Annotated in this window: 17 protein-coding genes; 9 read left to right on the top strand and 8 right to left on the bottom strand. The window is 70.6% G+C overall.

Annotated elements, in window-relative coordinates; all coding sequences use genetic code 11:
- On the top strand, window positions 1–1,095 hold a 1,095-nt coding region (gene glgA / locus AC08OQ_RS08460; RefSeq protein ID WP_476611974.1), incomplete at its 5' end, for a glycogen synthase.
- A 22-nt stretch (window positions 1,096–1,117) separates the two neighbouring features.
- Here the strand turns inward: glgA and rfbB are convergent.
- Entirely contained in the window at window positions 1,118–2,122 is a 1,005-nt protein-coding gene (rfbB, locus tag AC08OQ_RS08455; RefSeq protein WP_476599655.1) for a dTDP-glucose 4,6-dehydratase, read from the bottom strand.
- 458 nt (window positions 2,123–2,580) lie between these two features.
- On the opposite strand from rfbB, the gene AC08OQ_RS08450 reads away from it, so the two are divergent.
- A complete protein-coding gene (locus tag AC08OQ_RS08450) occupies window positions 2,581–4,194 on the top strand; it encodes an ABC-F family ATP-binding cassette domain-containing protein (RefSeq protein WP_476599657.1) in 1,614 nt (537 codons plus the stop codon).
- Window positions 4,195–4,232: 38 nt separating this feature from the next.
- A complete protein-coding gene (locus AC08OQ_RS08445) occupies window positions 4,233–5,258 on the top strand; it encodes a cation diffusion facilitator family transporter (RefSeq protein ID WP_462202815.1) in 1,026 nt (341 codons plus the stop codon).
- Here the strand turns inward: AC08OQ_RS08445 and AC08OQ_RS08440 are convergent.
- Complete coding sequence (locus AC08OQ_RS08440) at window positions 5,166–6,626, bottom strand: hypothetical protein (protein WP_476599659.1); 1,461 nt, start codon at window positions 6,624–6,626, stop codon at window positions 5,166–5,168. The genes AC08OQ_RS08445 and AC08OQ_RS08440 overlap by 93 nt on opposite strands.
- Window positions 6,627–7,273: 647 nt before the next feature.
- Between AC08OQ_RS08440 and AC08OQ_RS08435 the strand changes: the two genes are divergently transcribed.
- From AC08OQ_RS08435 to AC08OQ_RS08425, 3 genes are all read left to right on the top strand, one after another.
- Entirely contained in the window at window positions 7,274–7,492 is a 219-nt protein-coding gene (locus AC08OQ_RS08435) for a helix-turn-helix domain-containing protein (protein WP_009399485.1), read from the top strand.
- Window positions 7,493–7,494: 2 nt separating this feature from the next.
- Window positions 7,495–8,316: an enoyl-CoA hydratase/isomerase family protein gene (locus AC08OQ_RS08430; protein WP_462186251.1), complete on the top strand. Its 822-nt coding sequence runs from the start codon at window positions 7,495–7,497 to the stop codon at window positions 8,314–8,316.
- A gap of 204 nt (window positions 8,317–8,520) precedes the next feature.
- On the top strand, window positions 8,521–10,446 hold the full coding sequence (locus tag AC08OQ_RS08425) for an ABC transporter ATP-binding protein (RefSeq protein ID WP_476599662.1): 1,926 nt from the start codon (window positions 8,521–8,523) through the stop codon (window positions 10,444–10,446).
- Between the two features lie 127 nt (window positions 10,447–10,573).
- Here the strand turns inward: AC08OQ_RS08425 and AC08OQ_RS08420 are convergent, their stop codons facing one another.
- Window positions 10,574–10,750 (bottom strand): hypothetical protein, encoded by a 177-nt coding sequence (locus AC08OQ_RS08420; protein WP_476599664.1) that lies wholly within the window; start codon window positions 10,748–10,750, stop codon window positions 10,574–10,576.
- Window positions 10,751–11,018: 268 nt separating this feature from the next.
- Between AC08OQ_RS08420 and pyk the strand changes: the two genes are divergently transcribed.
- Complete coding sequence (gene pyk / locus AC08OQ_RS08415; protein WP_476599666.1) at window positions 11,019–12,434, top strand: pyruvate kinase; 1,416 nt, start codon at window positions 11,019–11,021, stop codon at window positions 12,432–12,434.
- 361 nt (window positions 12,435–12,795) lie between these two features.
- On the opposite strand, the gene AC08OQ_RS08410 is transcribed toward pyk, so the two are convergent.
- Window positions 12,796–13,488 carry a hypothetical protein gene (locus tag AC08OQ_RS08410; RefSeq protein WP_476599668.1) on the bottom strand — a complete coding sequence of 231 codons (693 nt, stop codon included), beginning with the start codon at window positions 13,486–13,488 and terminating at the stop codon, window positions 12,796–12,798.
- 535 nt (window positions 13,489–14,023) lie between these two features.
- A complete protein-coding gene (locus AC08OQ_RS08405) occupies window positions 14,024–14,242 on the bottom strand; it encodes a hypothetical protein (protein ID WP_462203778.1) in 219 nt (72 codons plus the stop codon).
- Window positions 14,243–14,404: 162 nt separating this feature from the next.
- On the opposite strand from AC08OQ_RS08405, the gene AC08OQ_RS08400 reads away from it, so the two are divergent.
- Window positions 14,405–14,887, top strand: a complete 483-nt coding sequence (locus AC08OQ_RS08400) for a hypothetical protein (RefSeq protein WP_462203777.1) — start codon at window positions 14,405–14,407, stop codon at window positions 14,885–14,887.
- 300 nt (window positions 14,888–15,187) lie between these two features.
- Here AC08OQ_RS08400 and AC08OQ_RS08395 read toward each other — a convergent pair whose 3' ends face one another.
- Complete coding sequence (locus tag AC08OQ_RS08395; protein ID WP_462186257.1) at window positions 15,188–15,877, bottom strand: response regulator transcription factor; 690 nt, start codon at window positions 15,875–15,877, stop codon at window positions 15,188–15,190.
- Between AC08OQ_RS08395 and AC08OQ_RS08390 the strand changes: the two genes are divergently transcribed.
- The gene (locus AC08OQ_RS08390; protein ID WP_476603062.1) at window positions 15,844–16,383 is read left to right on the top strand and encodes a helix-turn-helix domain-containing protein; all 540 of its coding nucleotides are present in this window, start codon (window positions 15,844–15,846) and stop codon (window positions 16,381–16,383) included. The two genes, AC08OQ_RS08395 and AC08OQ_RS08390, sit on opposite strands and share 34 nt — an antisense overlap.
- 62 nt (window positions 16,384–16,445) lie before the next feature.
- On the opposite strand, the gene AC08OQ_RS08385 is transcribed toward AC08OQ_RS08390, so the two are convergent.
- Both AC08OQ_RS08385 and AC08OQ_RS08380 read right to left on the bottom strand, forming a co-directional pair.
- The gene (locus AC08OQ_RS08385) at window positions 16,446–16,856 is read right to left on the bottom strand and encodes a type II toxin-antitoxin system VapC family toxin (RefSeq protein WP_462186259.1); all 411 of its coding nucleotides are present in this window, start codon (window positions 16,854–16,856) and stop codon (window positions 16,446–16,448) included.
- Window positions 16,853–17,071, bottom strand: coding sequence for an antitoxin (locus tag AC08OQ_RS08380; RefSeq protein ID WP_476596260.1), 219 nt, complete (start codon window positions 17,069–17,071; stop codon window positions 16,853–16,855). Before AC08OQ_RS08380 ends, AC08OQ_RS08385 begins: the two co-directional genes overlap by 4 nt.
- Window positions 17,072–17,294 lie beyond the last annotated feature (223 nt).

Raw genomic sequence — 17,294 nt, 5'->3', positions numbered from 1 at the left:
GCGGTGGGCGGTGGGCCCGCGGGTGCGGTGCCGTCGACCGGTGCCGTCGACCGGCCGGTGGTCGAGAGGGCGGGTGCCCCGGGCGTCGCCGCGGTCGCGGCGCACCGGAGCTGGGCCGCGCTCGCCGACGCGAACGACGCGCTGCGGACCGTGTCGATGGACCTGTCCATGGCCGCCACGGCGGCCGGCGCGGACGTGATCCACTCGCACACCTGGTACGCGAATCTCGGTGGCCATCTCGCCGCGCTGCTCGGCGGCGTCCCGCACGTGATGACCTCGCACTCGCTGGAGCCCCGGCGTCCCTGGAAGGCCGAGCAGCTGGGCGGGGGCTACCGGGTGTCGTCCTGGTGCGAGCGGGTCGCGATCGAGTCGGCGGCCGCCGTGGTCGCGGTCAGCGCGGGCATGCGCGCGGACATCCTCGATGCCTACCCGGCGGTCGATCCGGCCCGCGTGCACGTCATCCGCAATGGCATCGACACCGACGAGTACCGTCCGGACACCGCGACCGACGTGCTGGAACGCCACGGGGTGGACCCGGATCGGCCGACGGTGATCTTCGTGGGGCGGATCACCCGGCAGAAGGGGCTGCCGGTGCTGCTGCGGGCGGCGGCGGCGATCGACCCCCAGGCGCAGCTCGTGCTCTGTGCCGGGGCCCCGGACACCCCTGCGCTGTTCACGGAGATCACCGACCTGGTCGAGGGCCTGCGCGCCGGCCGCGACGGCGTGGTCTGGCTGCCCGGGATGCTGACGAAGCCGGAGGTGATCCAGCTGCTCAGCCATGCCACCGTGTTCGTCTGCCCGTCGGTCTACGAGCCGCTCGGCATCGTCAACCTGGAGGCGATGGCGTGCGGCACCGCGGTCGTCGCCTCCCGGGTTGGTGGCATTCCCGAGGTCGTCGACGACGGCGTCACCGGTCTGCTGGTGCCGCCCGACGACCCCGGCGCGCTGGCCGGGGCCGTCAACGAGGTGCTCGCGGACCCGGTCCGGGCGGCCGCGATGGGCCACGCGGGCCGGGACCGGGCCGTCACCGAGTTCGGCTGGGCTGCGATCGCCGAGCGCACCGCGCGGCTGTACGCGTCGCTGACCGGCGGCTGACGGCTCAGCTCGGCTGGGGCTGTCAGCTCGTCCAGGCCGTTTCGGAGACCGGGGAGCGACCGAGCAGCGGACGCCACCAGGCTTCGTTCTCCTTGTACCAGGCGATGGTCGACCGCATGCCCTCGGCGAAGTCGATCAACGGCGCCCAGTCCAGCTCGGTCCGCAGCTTGGTGGAGTCCAGCAGGTAGCGGCGGTCGTGCGAGGGACGGTCGGGCACGATCGTCTTCAACGACGCGGGCAGACCGAGCTCGGCGAGCACCGTGTCGGCGATCGTCTCGATGTCCGCCTCGACGCCGGATCCGACGTGGTAGGTCTCGCCGAGCCGCCCGCGGTCCAGAACCGCGTCGATCGCCCGGCAGTGGTCCATCACGTGCAGCCACTCGCGCCGGTTCGTGGTAGAGGCGTACATCGGGAGCGACTCGCCCTGCAGCGCCCGGGTCACGAACAGGGGGATGACCTTCTCCGGAAACTGGTAGGGACCGTAGTTGTTCGAGCAGTTGGTGATCGTCACGGGGAGGTTGTAGGTAAAGCCATAGGCGCGTACGGCGTGGTCCCCGCCGGCCTTCGCCGCGTTGTAGGGCGTGCGGGGGAGGTAGGGGGAGTCCTCGGTGAAGGCGCCGGGGTCGTTGAGGTCCATGTCGCCGTAGACCTCGCAGGTGGAGATCTGGTGGAAGCGGGCCACCCCGACCGTGCGGGCCGCCTCGAGCAGGGCCTGGGTACCCATCACGTTCGTCGAGAAGAACTCGCCGGGGCGAATGATCGCCAGACTGTTGTGCGACTCGGCGGCGAAGTTCACCACCACGTCCACGGAGTGCTCCCGCAGCACCGACTCGACGAGCTCCTGGTCACGGATGCCGCCGTGGACGAACGTGACGCGGTCCGCGACGTCGGCGAGGTTCTCCCGGCAGCCGGCGTAGGTCAGGGCGTCGAGCGCCACGACCGCGTCCCCCGGATGCCGCGTCCGCCAGTAGCGGACGAAGTTCGATCCGATGAACCCGGCGGCTCCGGTCACGAGGAGCGTCGACATGGTGTGCCTTTCGATCGGTGCGCAGGCGCGGCGACGCCTGCGGCTGGGCGGTGGACGGACGTCGTCCATGTTCTCGTGGCGGGCGGGCACCGGCCTGGCCCGCGCGCGGCCACCCGGACGACGGCGGGTGACCGTGGGCGCACGGGCACCCTACGCTCTGGCGCGTGGCGGGCCTGCCCGAGGGCTAGCCGGCGGCCACAGCGGCCTATGCCCCCCGTACTCTTGAGGTCATGAGCATCGTCGTATCGTGATCGTCGCGTGCCCGACCGTGCCGTCCTTGGTGGGCACGGTGCGCGACCTGCCCTGTGCCCGACCTACCCCGTGCCCGACCTCGGTCGTCCCGGTTCGCAGTGCTCTGGTGGGGTCCCCGCCGTTGTCCGTGTCAACCCGACGTCGCCGGTGTAACGCTCTGACGCTCGCCCGGCGTTGTCTGGAAGCCCGAAAGAGGCCCTACCTCGATGATCATTGTGTCCGAGCTCGAACTGCGTGCCGGAGCCCGCACTCTGATCGAGCCCGTATCCTTCCGGGTGCAGCCGAACGACCGGATCGGTCTCGTCGGGCGCAACGGGGCCGGCAAGACGACGTTGCTGAAGGTGCTTGCCCGGGAGGGGCTGCCGTTCGCCGGCACCGTCGACCTCCGGGGTGAGATGGGTTACCTCCCCCAGGACCCGCGTACCGGCGATCTGGCCGACACTGCCCGTGATCGTGTGCTGTCGGCACGTGGTCTCGACGTTCTCCTGCGCGAAATGGAGAAGCTGCAGCTGGAGATGGCCGAGCTGGTCGACACCACGGCGCGGGACGCGGCGATCCGCCGCTACGGCAGCCTGGAGGAGCGATTCGGGACGCTCGGCGGTTATGCCGCCGAGGCGGAGGCTGCCCGGATCTGCTCGTCGCTGGGCCTGGCTGACCGGGTGCTCGTCCAGCCCATCGGCACCCTGTCCGGTGGGCAGCGGCGGCGGGTCGAACTCGCTCGCATCCTGTTCGCCGGGTCCGGCAACGCCGACGCGACCCTGCTGCTCGACGAGCCGACGAACCACCTCGACGCCGACTCGATCGGGTGGCTGCGGGACTTCCTGCGCGCTCACACGGGTGGCCTGATCGTGGTGAGCCACGACGTCGACCTGCTCGACAAGTGCGTGAACAAGGTCTTCCACCTCGACGCCAACCGGGCCACCCTCGACGTCTACAACGTGAACTGGAAGACCTATCTCAACCAGCGCGAGCTGGACGAGCGCCGCCGTCGCCGGGAACGCGCCAATGCCGAGAAGAAGATCGACTCGCTGAAGGCGCAGGCCGACAAGATGCGCGCCAAGGCGACCAAGGCGCGGGCCGCCCATCAGATGGACCGGCGGGCCGAGCGGCTCGCGGCCGGGCTCGCCGAGGCGCGCGTCGCCGACCGGGTAGCCAAGCTGCGCTTCCCGGACCCGGCTCCGTGCGGCCGCACGCCGCTGACCGCCACCGGACTGTCGAAGTCCTACGGCTCGCTGGAGGTGTTCACCGGCGTGGACCTCGCGATCGACCGCGGCTCGCGGGTCGTGGTCCTCGGGCTGAACGGTGCCGGCAAGACCACGCTGCTGCGCATCCTGGCGGGCCAGGAGGCGCCCGACGTCGGTCAGGTGCATCCCGGTTACGGTCTGCGTCTCGGGTACTACGCGCAGGAACACGAGACGCTGGACACTAGCCGCTCGGTGCTGGACAACATGCGGGCCGCCGCGCCGGGGGCGTCGGACGTGGAGCTGCGTCGCATCCTGGGCGCGTTCCTGTTCAGCGGAGACAGCGTGGAGCAGCGCGCCGAGACCCTGTCCGGCGGCGAGAAGACCCGCCTCGCGCTCGCCGGACTGGTCTGCAGCTCCGCCAACGTCCTCCTGCTCGACGAGCCGACGAACAACCTCGACCCCGCCTCGCGCGACGAGGTGCTTGCCGCGCTCGCCACGTACCGGGGCTCGGTCGTCCTGGTCACCCACGACCCGGGGGCCGTCGAGGCACTCGACCCGCAGAAGGTCCTGATGCTGCCGGACGGGGTCGAGGACAACTGGTCACCCGATCTGGCCGAGCTCATCACCCTGGCTTGAGCAGGAACCCTGCCCCGGGAACGGAATGGAGAACCTTTGTGAGTACGCAGGGCGGCACCAAGGCGGTCATGGCGGCACTGATCGCCAATCTGGGTATCGCGGTGGCGAAGTTCGTCGCGTTCCTGTTCACCCAGTCGTCGTCGATGCTGGCCGAGTCCATCCACTCGGTGGCCGACTCCGGCAACCAGGGCCTGCTCCTGCTCGGCCAGAAATGTTCCGTCCAGCCGCCGGACGAGGAGCATCCCTTCGGGTACGGGCGGGCGCGTTACATCGCCGGCTTCCTGGTCGGGATCGTGTTGTTCAGCGTCGGTGGGCTGTTCTCAGTGTATGAGGGCGTCGAGAAGCTGCGCCATCCGCATGAGCTGGAGAGCGGGCTGGTCGCGGTCGTCGTCCTGCTGACCGCGGTGCTGCTGGAGTCGTACTCCTTCGCGACCGCCATCCGCGAGTCGAAGAAGACGAAGGGCGACCAGTCCTGGTGGCGGTTCATCCGGGAGGCGCGGACCCCGGAACTGCCCATCGTCCTGCTGGAGGACCTGGCAGCCGAGCTGGGGCTGATCTTCGCGTTGCTCGGGGTCGGGCTGACCCTGGCACTCGACGACCCGATCTGGGACGGCGCGGGAACGCTGGCCATCGGCGTGCTCCTGCTGATCGTGGCCGTCCTCGTGGCGACCGAGGCGTACGGCATGCTGGTGGGTGAGGCCGCCGCCCCGGGAATGGTCGCCACCATCCGCGGCACGCTCGCCGCCGCCCCGGGCGTCGCCACGGTCATCCACCTGCGCACACTGCACCTCGGGCCGGACGAGCTGCTCGTCGCCGCCAAGATCGGTATCGGGGCGGAACTGGCGATGCCCGAGGTGGCCGCCACCATCAACGGCGCGGAGGCGGCGCTGCGGGCCGCGGTGGCGGTTCCGCTGCGCATCTTCCTCGAGCCCGACATCCTCCGCGACGAGCCGGGTCGACGACGGGATCCGTCAGCCGGTGCCGTCGGCGAGGCAGAGCCGCAGCGCGAGCGCGCTCAGAACGCCGAGGGACATCAGTACCACCGGCAGGTTTCCCGCTCGTAGCTTGTCTCCGGGCAGCTCCGGTCGGGGACGAGGCGCCACCGCGGCCACCAGTAACCAGGGGAACACCGGCAGCCAGGACTCTTCGACGTCGCCATCGGCCAGCCCGAGGACCGTCGCGAACAGCATCGTCGCGCCGGCCCCCACCAGCAGCGGCCAGCCCGGGGTCAGCCGCAGGCGGCGCGCCGCCCGGATGAGAACCGGCCCGCAGACGAGGACGACCACGGTCAGGTCCACGACGATCCAGGCCAGCGTGCCGGCGAGCCCCGGCCGTGGCGCGCTCGCCAGGGCCAGCCCGTCGGGCCAGGAGAAACCCCACGCGTAGAAGAGCCACAGCGGCAGGAGCGCACCCAGACCGGTCATGACATTGAGGATCGGGCGACGGCGGACGAAGTAGGCCGCGGCGACCGCCACGCCAAGCCATACCGGGGCGTAGCCGAACAGCCCCGCGAGGCCGAGCAGCAGCCCGCTTGCCAGCGCCCACCACATCGAGCGCCGACCCGGTTCGCATCCGACCACCCCCACCGCGACGGCCAGGGCGGCCAGGGTAGCCGTGACGGCGTCCGGGGACGCCGCCGTCCATCCGCTCCACGGGGCCAGGACGAGGACGGGGACCAGGCGCCGGGCGGCCGTCTCATGGCACAACGAGCGCACCGCGATCGAGACGGCGGGGACGACCAGCGCGCCCAGGGCGGTGAACAGTATCCCGATCGCGACCGCACCGTGCATCCCCACCCTGGTGAGCACCCAGACGGTCAGGACGGGGCCCGGAGGATGGGTCGGCAGGACGGCCGTGGTCCCCGCCGCGGCGTGCGCGGTGGTCGCGGTGTAGGTGGCGAGGAAGCCGAGCGGATCGTCACCGACGGCCTTCGCCGCCGCCAGGAGATCCGCCGGGATGCGAAGATCCGCGGTGATCTCCCCGGGTGCGACCAGCGCGAGCGTGCCGCTCCACGCCAGCGATCCGACGTAGCCCAGGACGAGCAGGGCGGTCCAGGGCAGCCTGTTCACCGGGCCGGTCGCCGTGGCCGGGGTGTTCGGGGTGGCCGCCGGGGGGGTGGTCGAGGCCCACCAGGCGGTGAGGGCGACCACGACCACGGCGATCACGAGCGGGACCAGGACGAGGGAATCGAGACGGGGAGCCCACCCGCCGCGCAGCGGCGGGTCACCGATGTCCAGATCCAGGTCGCCGGTGGAGACGAGGAACGTGCCGATGAGACCGCAGGCCACCAGGATGAGCCACAGCGCCGCCTCGCCGGCCTCGGTGCGCCCGGCGGACCCCGCCCAGGGCCGGGACAGGCCGCCGCGCGGTCCGGGCAACCGGCTGGAGGCGGCGACAGCGGTCGGGTCGGAGGCGCCGTCCGTCGCGCTCACCGGTCCGTACCGAGGCAGGCCGCGTAGCTGGGCACCTTCGGTGCTGACCCGGAGATCATCACGTCACCGACCACCACTGCACGGTAACGAGTCCGGTCCGCTCCCAGCGCCGGAGTTCCCCCCGAGCCGGATGCCGGAGGTGCTGGCGGGGGCGCCGGCAGGGGTGCGACGAGCCGTCCGCGATCTCGCCGGACCGGGCCTCAGCACGGGAGCGGGCCGGCCCCGACGGGGTGGACAACCGGTGTCGGATGTGAGGAATCAGTCGAATTGATCGGCCGCGTTCGCGGTCCGTCGGCTCGCTCTGTACAGTGATCGACTGATGGTCGTACCTGCAGCGTTGCATCGAGAGAAGATCTTGAGCGCGAAGATGGCGATGTTCGTGGCGACGCGCCGATGCTGTTGTCGGGCCGCGTACCGGGGATTGGGGACACTGATCTCGGTAGCACCGTCGGCCAGGCGCGCCTGCTGTGCCAGCGGGTGGGTGCGACCCGTGCCATCGCTGGTGACCGCCGGCGTGGAGGAAGGAACGCGAGGGCACGGTCACGCACCGGCGCCGCGTGTGATGGATCACATCTGCTTCGAGTGGCGCGTTTACTCAAGCTGAGTGAAGATCGGTTCGCAGATCATCGAACACGGAGGGGGCCACGTTGGCCGAGCTCAGGAAAGGAACCCGGATCACCGGCGCCGAGCGGGACAAGCTTGCCGCCGAACTTCGGAAGAAGTACGAAGGTGGGCAGAGCATCCGCCTGCTCGCCGAGTCCTCTGGTCGTTCGTACGGGTTCGTCCACCGGATCCTCTCGGAGTCCGGTACGACCCTGCGCGGCCGGGGTGGTGCGACCCGGGGCACCAAGAAGAAAAGCGCCTGATCATGGCGGTCCCCGCCGCCGCTGTAGCGGCGGCGGCGGCCGGACTGCACGTGCGGGTCGCCGGGCCTCTCGTCACGATCTGGATGACGGATCCCGGTGATACCGGCGGGGCCGGCTCGTTCCCGGCTCTCGCGTCGGCGCTGGCCGGCGAACTGCGGCGGTTGACCGGTGAGGTCCGGGTCCTGGTTGTCCGGATGGGTCATCGCCCCCCACCGGCCGCTGCCCTTACCGACCCCGCACCCCGAGTGGGCGAGGAAGGGCCCGCGGACGCCGTGGGGCAGTTGTCCCCGGCCGCGGGATATCGCGCATGGCGCGACGCGATGGGGCGGGTCTCCGATCGGTCCGACCTGATCAGTGTGGCCGTCGTGGACACGACGGTCGGCGACCTCGGTCTCGCGGTGACGGTCGCCTGCGACCTGCAGGTTCTCGCCGAGGATGCGCGCTTCCGGCTGACCTGGGCGCGTGACGGCCTCCTGCCCGCGGCCGGTGCCATGGGTCGGCTGGTCGAGCTCCTCGGCTACGCGAACGCCCTGGACCTCTGCCTGACCGGCCGCGAGCTCGCCGCCGACGAAGCGGCCAGGATCGGGCTGGCCCAGCGGGTCCTGCCGCGTGAGCTGCTGGACGAGCAGGTCGGCGTGCTGGTCGCGGCGCTCCTCGCGGTTCCCCGCGACATCGCGGCCGAGGTGAAGGCGCTGATGCGCGGCGTGCGGCGCTCCCGTCCCGCTACCCGCTCCGACCGTCTCGACGAGCGGGCCGAGGACGAGGCCTGGGAACGCGTCGTCACCGCCCGCTCCGCTGCCGGTGACGACCCCGCGGCGGGGTGACCGGCAGCCCCGACCGGCTCCTGCGCCGGCTCCGTACCGGCGGTCTCCCGCTTCGGCATCCGTTTCGCTCCGTGCCGTGCCAAGCTGCAGCCAGCATGCCTGACGAGCCGCACCCGCCGCGGGAATGCCCGTCCGCAATTCCTGCTTACATCGTTACGTAGTAAGCACTACGTAACACAGTAAGCGCCTCCGCCAGGAGGGCTGATGCGACCGGGAATGGATGGTTGGTCTACGATGCGTACCTTCCAACAGGACCGTTCGGTCACCCGGACCTCGCTGCGGCCCGGTACCCTGCGCAGGATCGTCGCCTTCGCCCGTCCCCATCGGCGGCAGCTCGCCTACTTTCTCGCGCTCATCGTGCTCAGCTCGGCTGTCGGTGCGGTTGTTCCGCTGATCCTCAAGACGATCATCGATGACGGCATCGTGCGCCACCGGGTGGGGCTCGTGCAGGCGCTCGCCGCGGTCGTCGCGGGCCTGGCGTTCCTGGACGCCGGTCTGTCGCTCGCGCAGCGCTGGTTCTCGGCCCGGATCGGCGAGGGTCTGATCTACGAGATGCGCAGCCAGGTGTTCTGGTACGTGCAGCGCCAGCCGCTCGCCTTCTTCACCCGGACCCAGACCGGGGCGCTCATCAGCCGGTTGAACAACGACGTGCTCGGCGCGCAGTCGGCGTTCACCAACACGCTGTCGTCGGTGCTGTCGAATGTCCTGTCCGCCGGATTCGTGCTCGCCGCGATGCTGGTGCTGTCCTGGCGAATCACCCTCGTGTCGCTCGTGTTGCTGCCGGTATTTATTATTCCGGCCCGCTTGTTGGCGCCCCGCCTGGCCAGGCTGACCCGGGAGAGCTACGGGTTGAACGCCGAGATGAACACGACGATGACGGAACGATTCAACGTGTCCGGAGCGATGCTCGCGCAACTGTATGGTTCGGCGGAACGGGAGGACGAGAACTTCCGCGTTCGGGCCGGGCGGGTGCGTGACATCGGGGTGACCCAGGCTATGTACGGCCGCATATTCTTCGTCTCGCTCACCCTGGTCGCCTCGCTCGCGACCGCGATCGTCTACGGGATAGGCGGTCGGTTCGCTGCCCAGGGCAGCCTGGAGGTCGGCACCCTGGTCGCGCTCACGGCCTACCTCGGACGGCTGTACGGGCCGCTCACCCAGCTCTCCAACGTGCACGTCGACGTCATGACGGCGCTGGTGTCCTTCGAGCGGGTCTTCGAGGTGCTCGATCTGGAGCCAGCGATCGCCGACCGGCCGGGCGCCGTCGATCTGCCGGCCGGCGCGACGACCATCGAGTTCGATCATGTCGGTTTCCGTTATCCGGCCGCCGGCGAGGTCTCCCTGGCGTCGCTGGAGTCGGTCGCCGTACTCGACCCGCGGGTGCCCACGCCGGTGTTGCACGATGTCACCTTCCGGGTCGAGCCGGGGCAGGTGATCGCGTTGGTCGGCCCGTCCGGAGCGGGCAAGACGACGATCAGCCAGCTCGTTCCGCGCATGTATGACGTGCGGTCGGGGTCGGTACGCATCGGCGGGCACGATGTCCGCGATCTCACCCTTCGGTCCCTGCGGTCCGCCGTCGGTGTGGTCACCCAGGACGCGCATCTGTTCCACGACACCATCCGCGCGAACCTGGCCTTCGCCCGGGCGGACGCCTTGGACGAGCAGATGTGGACCGCTCTGGGCGCGGCGCGGATCGGGCTGCTCGTGCGCTCCCTGCCGGACGGCCTGGACACGGTCGTCGGTGACCGGGGCTACCGCCTGTCCGGCGGGGAGAAGCAGCGGCTGGCCATCGCCCGGCTGCTGCTGCGCGAACCGGGCATCGTCGTGCTGGACGAGGCCACCGCGCATCTCGACAGCGAGTCCGAGGCCGGCGTGCAGCAGGCGCTGACCGCCGCGCTGGTGGGACGGACATCCCTGGTCATCGCGCACCGGCTGTCCACGGTGCGCGACGCCGACCGCATTCTGGTGGTCGACGACGGGCGGATCGTGCAGAGCGGGACCCATGAGGAGCTGCTGGCCCGCGGCGGGCTCTATGCCGAGCTGTACCGGACCCAGTTTGCCCCGGCCCCGGCCGTCGGTGCTGAGGCGGGGTGGGCCGAAGGGGCCAGTGCCCCACCGGTCGGGGTCTGACTCCTGGGCCACACCCGGGCGCGCCACGTTCGGGCGGCCGGCGTCGCGCCGACCCGACAGGTGGGCGGCGACCGGCAGTGGTCCGCGGCGGGAAGGCCGCGGAGCACGGCCGCCCGTCGTGGCGACACTAAGACCCGGGCTCGGCCGGACGAAGCGGTGCGGCCGCGGGGGAGCTCCCGCCGGCCGCGCCGCCGGCGTGCACCTCCGAGGCGACAACGCTGGTCTCGGCGGGAGCCATGACGTCGGCGACGGCGATGTCGATGTCGCCGGACGATTGGCGGTGGATGGCGGGATTTTGTTTCATACCGGCTCCGGGGGACTCGATCGTGCCCTACCGACTTCCGCATCCGAGGGAGCGGATCCCAGGAACGTCCGGCGCCCTTGCCGTCTTTCCCGTATCACGCGCGTCGACCGACAGGGGTGTGGCGCGGACGATATGAACGGTACGCCGCTGCGCGACCACGCGCAGCATATAACGGATACGCCTGATCTGACTACTTCTCGGGCCGCCGCACGCGTCTCCTGGTGGCCCCCGTGTGCAATGACCGACGATCAGTACTTAGGCTCTGGGTGTGCCCCGTAGAGCCAAGATTGTTTGTACCCTCGGCCCCGCGACCAGCTCGCCAGAGAAGGTCCGGGCCCTCGTCGACGCGGGAATGGACATTGCCCGACTAAATTTCTCCCACGGAACACACGAACAGCATGCCGTCACGTACGCGCGGGTGCGCGAGGCCGCGGAGGCGGCCGGCCGCAGTGTCGGCACGCTCGCCGACCTCCAGGGACCGAAAATCCGGCTGGGGAGCTTCGCCGACGGCGGGGTCACCCTGCTGCCCGGTCAGCGGTTCACCGTCACGATCCGTGATGTTCCCGGCGATCAGCATCAGGTCGGCACGACCTACCCGGGCCTGCCGGGCGACGTCGCGGCCGGGGATCGCGTCCTGGTTGACGACGGCCGCCTGGTCCTCCAGATCGACGGGGTGACCGACACCGACGTCCACACTACGGTCGTCATTGGCGGGCCGGTGAGCGACCACAAGGGGATGAACATTCCCAACGCCGCGCTCACCGTCCCGGCGCTCACCGAGAAGGACGCCGCTGACCTGCGGTTCGCCCTCAACCTCGGGGTGGACATGGTCGCCTTGTCCTTCGTCCGGAGTGCTGTGGACGCCGCGGCGGTGCATGCGATCATGGATGAGGTGGGGATCCGGGTCCCGGTCCACGCCAAGATCGAGAAGCCGCAGGCGGTCGCTGAACTCGACGAGATCATCGAGGCGTTCGACGGTCTGATGATCGCCCGTGGCGATCTCGGGGTCGAGCTGCCGCTCGAGGACGTGCCGCTCGTGCAGAAGCGCGCCGTCAGCCAGGCCCGGGAGCGGGCCAAGCCGGTGATCGTCGCGACCCAGGTGCTCGAGTCCATGGTCAGCGCGCCGCGGCCGACCCGTGCCGAGGCCAGTGACTGCGCCAACGCCGTCCTGGACGGCGCTGACGCGATCATGCTGTCGGCGGAGACGAGCGTCGGTGCCTACCCCATCGAGGCCGCGGCCACCATGGCGCGCATCATCGAGACCGCCGAGGCCGACCTCGGCCGGATACCGCCCCTGCGGACCGAACCGCGCACGCTCGGTGGGGCACTCGCCCAGGCCGCCGCGTCGGTAGGAGCCGCGGTCGGCGCCCGTTATCTCGTGGCCCACACCCTCAGTGGTGACACGGCCCGGCGACTCGCCCGGTACCGTACAGAGGTCCCGGTGCTGGCCTTCACGCCGATTCCGGCGGTTCGCAACCAGATGGCGCTCTTCTGGGGCGTGGAAACCTTCCTCGTGCCGTTCGCGGACAGCACGGACGAGATGGTCCGCCAGGTCGACAGCGCCCTCTTCCATATTGGCCGATGCAAGCCGGGTGAACTGGTGGTCGTCGTCGCCGGGACGCCGCCGGGCGTGGCCGGCATGACCAACATGATGCGGGTCCATCGCATCGGGGAGGCCATCTGATCCCACCGTCTGACTGACCCCACCGTCTGGCGTCAGCGCCGCATCCCTGATCTTTGATCTTTGATCCCTGGCCGAGAACTGGCCTACCTCGAGCACCCCGAGCCGCGCCGACGCCGAGTCCGCCGGTCGCCGACGGCCCGTCGGCGTGGCCACCGTTGTGCCGTTGCCGTTCTGGCACATGTCGGGCGTGAGCTGATGACTGTCATGATGATGCCGAGCTGGGCCTAGGCGGACAAGCTCGGGGCGTGGTACGGCCCGGGCCCGGTCGCCTCCGGTCCGTACCGGGTCGGCCGGCGGCCTGTTGCACACGGTGTATGTCAGGAAGTGGTGGGATGGCCGAGCAGGGAAGTGGGACGGACGGTCAGGCGTCCGACGCCCGGTCGACGAACGGCGACGCCGCGGCCAATCCCGAAACCGGAGTACCCCGGACCGGGCAGAGCGGTGGGACCACGGAGAAGACCGCACCGCGCCCGGGGGCCGGGAGGAACGCGGCCGCCACGTCCGCCCGTGCGTCGAATCCGACCTCCTCCCAGGGCGGACGAGCAGCGAGCGCGGGTCCGGCCGGCCGGAGCGGTGCGGAGCGGGCCGGAAGCCCGCAGAGCACGACAAAGACAGAGAATCCCGAAAAGCCGGGGAACCTCGGGAAGCCGGGAAACCCCGGGAGCGCGGTTGCCGCCCCGCGGCAGGGTACCGGCCGTATCCCGCCGACGTCGGTTCCACCCTTGGGAGGAGCTTCACCGGCGCGGTCCGTGGGCGGCGGGCAGCGGTCGGTGCCGCCGGCTCCCGCCCGGCCAGCCGCGGCGGACACCCCGGAATCATCGAAGCGGTCGACGCCATCGAAGACCGACACACCCGCCCAGTCTGGTTCCAGCCAGCCCGGTTCCGCCCAGCCCGGTTCCGGCCAGGGGCGCGGCGCCGTCCGACGGCCCTCGGCTTCGCGGCCCGGGCCGCCCGCCCCGCCCCCGCTCGCCCCGCCCCCGCCCATTCCGGCAGCGGCACCACCGGCCGCGAGCCGTTCGGGTAGTCCCGCGGCACCGCCTCCCCCGAGTCGCACGGGGAATCCGGTCAGCTCGGCCGGAACCGCGCGTTCGACGCCCGGCCGTACGAGTGCCTCCCCACCGCCGGTCTCCCTACCGCCGGCCTCCGCGCAGCTGCCGGCACCGGCGCCGACCCGGGCTCGACCGCCAACGCCAACGCCAACGCCAACGCCAGCGTCGGCACCGACGCCAGCACCGGCACCGTCCCGACCCGCGTGGTTCGAGCGCGACGTCTCGAGGACCTCCGCCGGGTCCGCCGGTTCCGGCGCCAGGGTGCCATCCGTTCCCGGCGTTGAGGAGGGTCCTCGGTCGCGAGGAGTGCCGGCGCCGGTTCCCGTCCGGGATCATCGAGAACCTGGCAGGGATCCCCTGGAGGCCGCGGCCGGGCGTCGGCCGCCCGCCCGTACCGACGGGGATGACCACGTACTCGATCATGATCGTGGTCGTCCACGGGCGTCGCGTTCTGCCGACCCGCCGACCATGCAGGTGCGCCGACAGCTCAGACCCGATCCCGAGCCGGTGCCCTCCGGCACGAGGGACGAGGCGTGGCCCCTACCGGTCTCCGGCGCGCGGCAGGGCGGCGAGCCGGTGACCGATGCCTATTCCTATCCCGACTCCTATCCTGGCCCGGCCTTCGACCGCCGGCTGCAGGCATACCCCGGGCGGAACCGGGGCGCGGGTGACGACCATGACCTGGAGGATCAGGAACGGCGTGCTGACCCGGGGCCGCGGCCGGTTGTCCCGCGTCCGCAGGCCTTGCCCGAGACGCATCGTCCGTCGACGCCGTCCGAACAACCGACGCCGTCCGAACAACCGACGCCGTCCGAACAACCGACGCCGTCCGAACAACCGAGGCCGGCCGCGTCTCGCGACCACCTCGCCGGTTCGGCCCCGGCGAACGGCGGTTTTGCGGCCCGGCGTGCCGATGAGGCCGTGGAAAGTCCCGATTTCCCACCGATCACCGCGCCCCGGCCGGTCGCCCCGTCCCGGCCGGTTGCCGCGCTGATGGTGGTGCTGGCGGCCGTCGGAGCCGGCATCGGCTCCGTCCTGCCGTGGAGCGAGATGTCCAGCGGCGACGAGACACGTACGTTCAGCGGTCTCGTGGTCGGAGACGGGCGCACCATCGGTGTCCTGGCGGTCATGCTCGGTGCCATCGGGGTGGGACGGTTGGTGCGTCGGCCGCTTGCCGGTGCGATCGACGTCGCCCTCGCCCGAATCATCGCGGTCCTGATCGTGATTATCACCGCTCTGGACCGCATCTACGGGCCGCCGACCCTCGCCTCGTTCCGCGCGATTTCCGCGGATGCGATCTCGATCCGTCCACAGGCGGGGATCACGGTGTGCCTCGGCGCCGGCCTCCTCGCCCTGATCGGGGCGGTGCTGCTCCAGCCGAGGACGAAGCCCCCTCGAGGGTGACCCGTCCGCATCGATCCGGTCCCGGTGGTCGTGCTCCCACGTCCTTCCGCTGACCCCTTGCTGGGGGACAGCGGATTCGGTGGATGTGGGTCATGACCGAATCGTCATTGTCCGCGAGGATGTTCCTGGTCAAGGAAACACGGGGGAGTCAAGGGGACGCAGGGAGGACAGGCCGCCGGGCCAGGGGATGTCCGCCGAGGTGTTCCGTTCCTTGATCGGGCGCGCGCTCTCCCGCTGTGCGGGGGGTGGCGTGAGGGCGCGCGCCGGGTCCACGTCCTCGTGATCACTCTGGTGGCGGGGTCAGGCCGTTCCCTCGGCACCGGGATTGAGATGGCCGTCTTCCACTGCGAGTTTGTAGAGGTCGACCTTGGTGCTCGCGTCCCGCCCGGCCTTGCGGTACTTCGATCGGACCCGATCGATGTACTGCTTCGCCGTTTCCGGAGAGACGTTCATCTTGTGGGCAACCGTCTTCATGGGCATTCCGGTCGCATAGAGACGCAGTGCTTCTACTTCTTTGGGCGACAGGCCCGGTTTGTCCGGGGCGTCATCGGTGAGCAGCAGGAATGCCAGCTGCGGCGAGATCCACCCCGTTCCCGCGGCGGCGGCGCGGATCGCGGTGGCCAGATCCTCGATGTCGTCGGTCTTCGGGACGAAGCCCGACGCGCCGGCGCGCATCGCGTCGCGAACCGTCGCGGGAGCCGCCGCGGCGCTGAAAACCACGACCGCGCGGTCCACCGCGAGCAGCCGCTGGATGTTATGGGGCGGCGCGGTGCCATCGCCGAGATCGAGATCGAGCAGGATCACCTGGGCGCCGTGCCCCGGGCCGGCCAGCAGGGCTTCGATGGAGTGAGCGGTGCCGATCAGCCTGAAGTCCTCGACGTCGTGAAGGAGGTCCGCGAGGCCGCGAAGCACGATCGGGTGATCGTCCACTGCCGCCACGGTGATGGCGCCAGGTACTGCGGGTACTGCAGTTCCGTTCGCTACGCTCATGCTGGTCCAGTCGTTCTCCCGGACTTGCCGGCCACGAGGCGACAGACCTCGTCAGGCCGTACGGGCGTTGGTGCCCGCTGGCGGAGCGCGGGGCCCCACCGATCGCTGGGTGCGTCGGGGACACCGCACCCAGCGACGCCAACCATTTCAGCAGATCCCCACCGGGTGGCTGGTGGAGCATAGGGAGGGCCCAGCGTGGCGAGTGTCACGAGGGGACACGTCCATCAGAAGACGATCATAGATCATCGGCCGTCCACGTCCGAGCGCTGCTCGGACGTGCTAGCGGCTCGTGGCGAGTTCGTCGGCGTCGGCGCGGGCAATGGGCGCTGCGCCAGCGGCGCGCCTGGAGCCAGGCTGAGCTGGCCGGCGCGGCGGGCATGACGCAGTCGGCGGTGGCACGGTTCGAGGCCGGCGGCACCGTACCGACACTCCCGGCGCTGGAACGGCTCGCCGAGGCACTCGACGCCGACCTCGACGTCCGCGTCATCCCTCGCTCCGCAGCGTAGGAGACGTTCTGGCACGCCCTGTCCGACATGAGCCGGTGAAATTCAGCGGGCGCCGACGACGGCTAGCTCGTCCAGTCCTCCCAGCTCAGGCCGGTGACCCGGCTGAACTCCGAGGTGTTCGCCGTAACGACTGTCAGCCCGCGCCGCAGTGCCTGCCCGGCGATCAACAGATCGTAGGCGCCAATCGGCGTCCCGGCCTTCTCCAGGGCGGCGCGCACCTCGCCGGCAGTACGGGCGTCCTCGTCATCGAAGTCAAGCAGGTCCAGGTCACCGGAGAGCAGTATCCGCAGGCGCTCGGTGTTCTCCGGCACCTGAGCGCTCTTCGCCACGCCATACCACAGCTCGAACAAGACGACCGACGAGAGCGCGAGATAATCCTCGGACGCTTCGGCCTCCCGGTACCGTTCCCGCACGCCGGCGGGCTTGTTCCGCAGCAGCGCGACCACAGTGTTGGTGTCCAGGAGGTAGCTCATCCGAAGAAGTCCTCCCCGGCGGGCGTCGGCGGCTGGTTCCTGCCGTCCTCGAACAGCGGCACGTCCGCGAAACGGTCCAGCTCGGTGAACCAGGCATCGACATCGGACGCGATCGGCTCCAGCAGCACGCCGTCTCCCATGCGCCGGACGCGCACCCGGTCACCGGGCAGCCGGAACTCCTTCGGGAGCCGCACTGCCTGGCTCCTGCCGTGCATGAAGAGCCTCGCGATCGCCGTGTCCGCCACAACGCCTCCCGCCTATGAGAGCTATCGATAGTATATACCAGGTGTCCGCTGCCGACTCGGTCAGATGGCGGTAGCGCGGGCACGCTGTGGCATGAGGCGGCGGTGCTAGGGCCTGTTTGGGAAGTACGTCCCGGGGTTGGCCGTGGATCTGATGGTGATTTTCGGATTGCATGATCCGTTGTGTGGTGCGGGG

The sequence above is a fragment of the Frankia sp. CcCS3 genome (assembly GCF_977927575.1).
Note: the sequence above shows the minus strand (reverse complement) of the source record. Positions and strands in the feature narration are given on the sequence as shown.

What these genes read in the sequence shown, in the direction of transcription:
- AC08OQ_RS08385 (WP_462186259.1), bottom strand. Translation starts at nt 16,856, where the DNA reads ATGAGCTACCTCCTGGACACCAACACTGTGGTCGCGCTGCTGCGGAAC.
- AC08OQ_RS08420 (WP_476599664.1), bottom strand. Translation starts at nt 10,750, where the DNA reads ATGAAACAAAATCCCGCCATCCACCGCCAATCGTCCGGCGACATCGAC.
- AC08OQ_RS08425 (WP_476599662.1), top strand. Translation starts at nt 8,521, where the DNA reads ATGCGACCGGGAATGGATGGTTGGTCTACGATGCGTACCTTCCAACAG.
- rfbB (WP_476599655.1), bottom strand. Translation starts at nt 2,122, where the DNA reads ATGTCGACGCTCCTCGTGACCGGAGCCGCCGGGTTCATCGGATCGAAC.
- AC08OQ_RS08430 (WP_462186251.1), top strand. Translation starts at nt 7,495, where the DNA reads ATGGCGGTCCCCGCCGCCGCTGTAGCGGCGGCGGCGGCCGGACTGCAC.
- AC08OQ_RS08405 (WP_462203778.1), bottom strand. Translation starts at nt 14,242, where the DNA reads ATGCGTCTCGGGCAAGGCCTGCGGACGCGGGACAACCGGCCGCGGCCC.
- AC08OQ_RS08395 (WP_462186257.1), bottom strand. Translation starts at nt 15,877, where the DNA reads ATGAGCGTAGCGAACGGAACTGCAGTACCCGCAGTACCTGGCGCCATC.
- AC08OQ_RS08450 (WP_476599657.1), top strand. Translation starts at nt 2,581, where the DNA reads ATGATCATTGTGTCCGAGCTCGAACTGCGTGCCGGAGCCCGCACTCTG.
- AC08OQ_RS08380 (WP_476596260.1), bottom strand. Translation starts at nt 17,071, where the DNA reads ATGCACGGCAGGAGCCAGGCAGTGCGGCTCCCGAAGGAGTTCCGGCTG.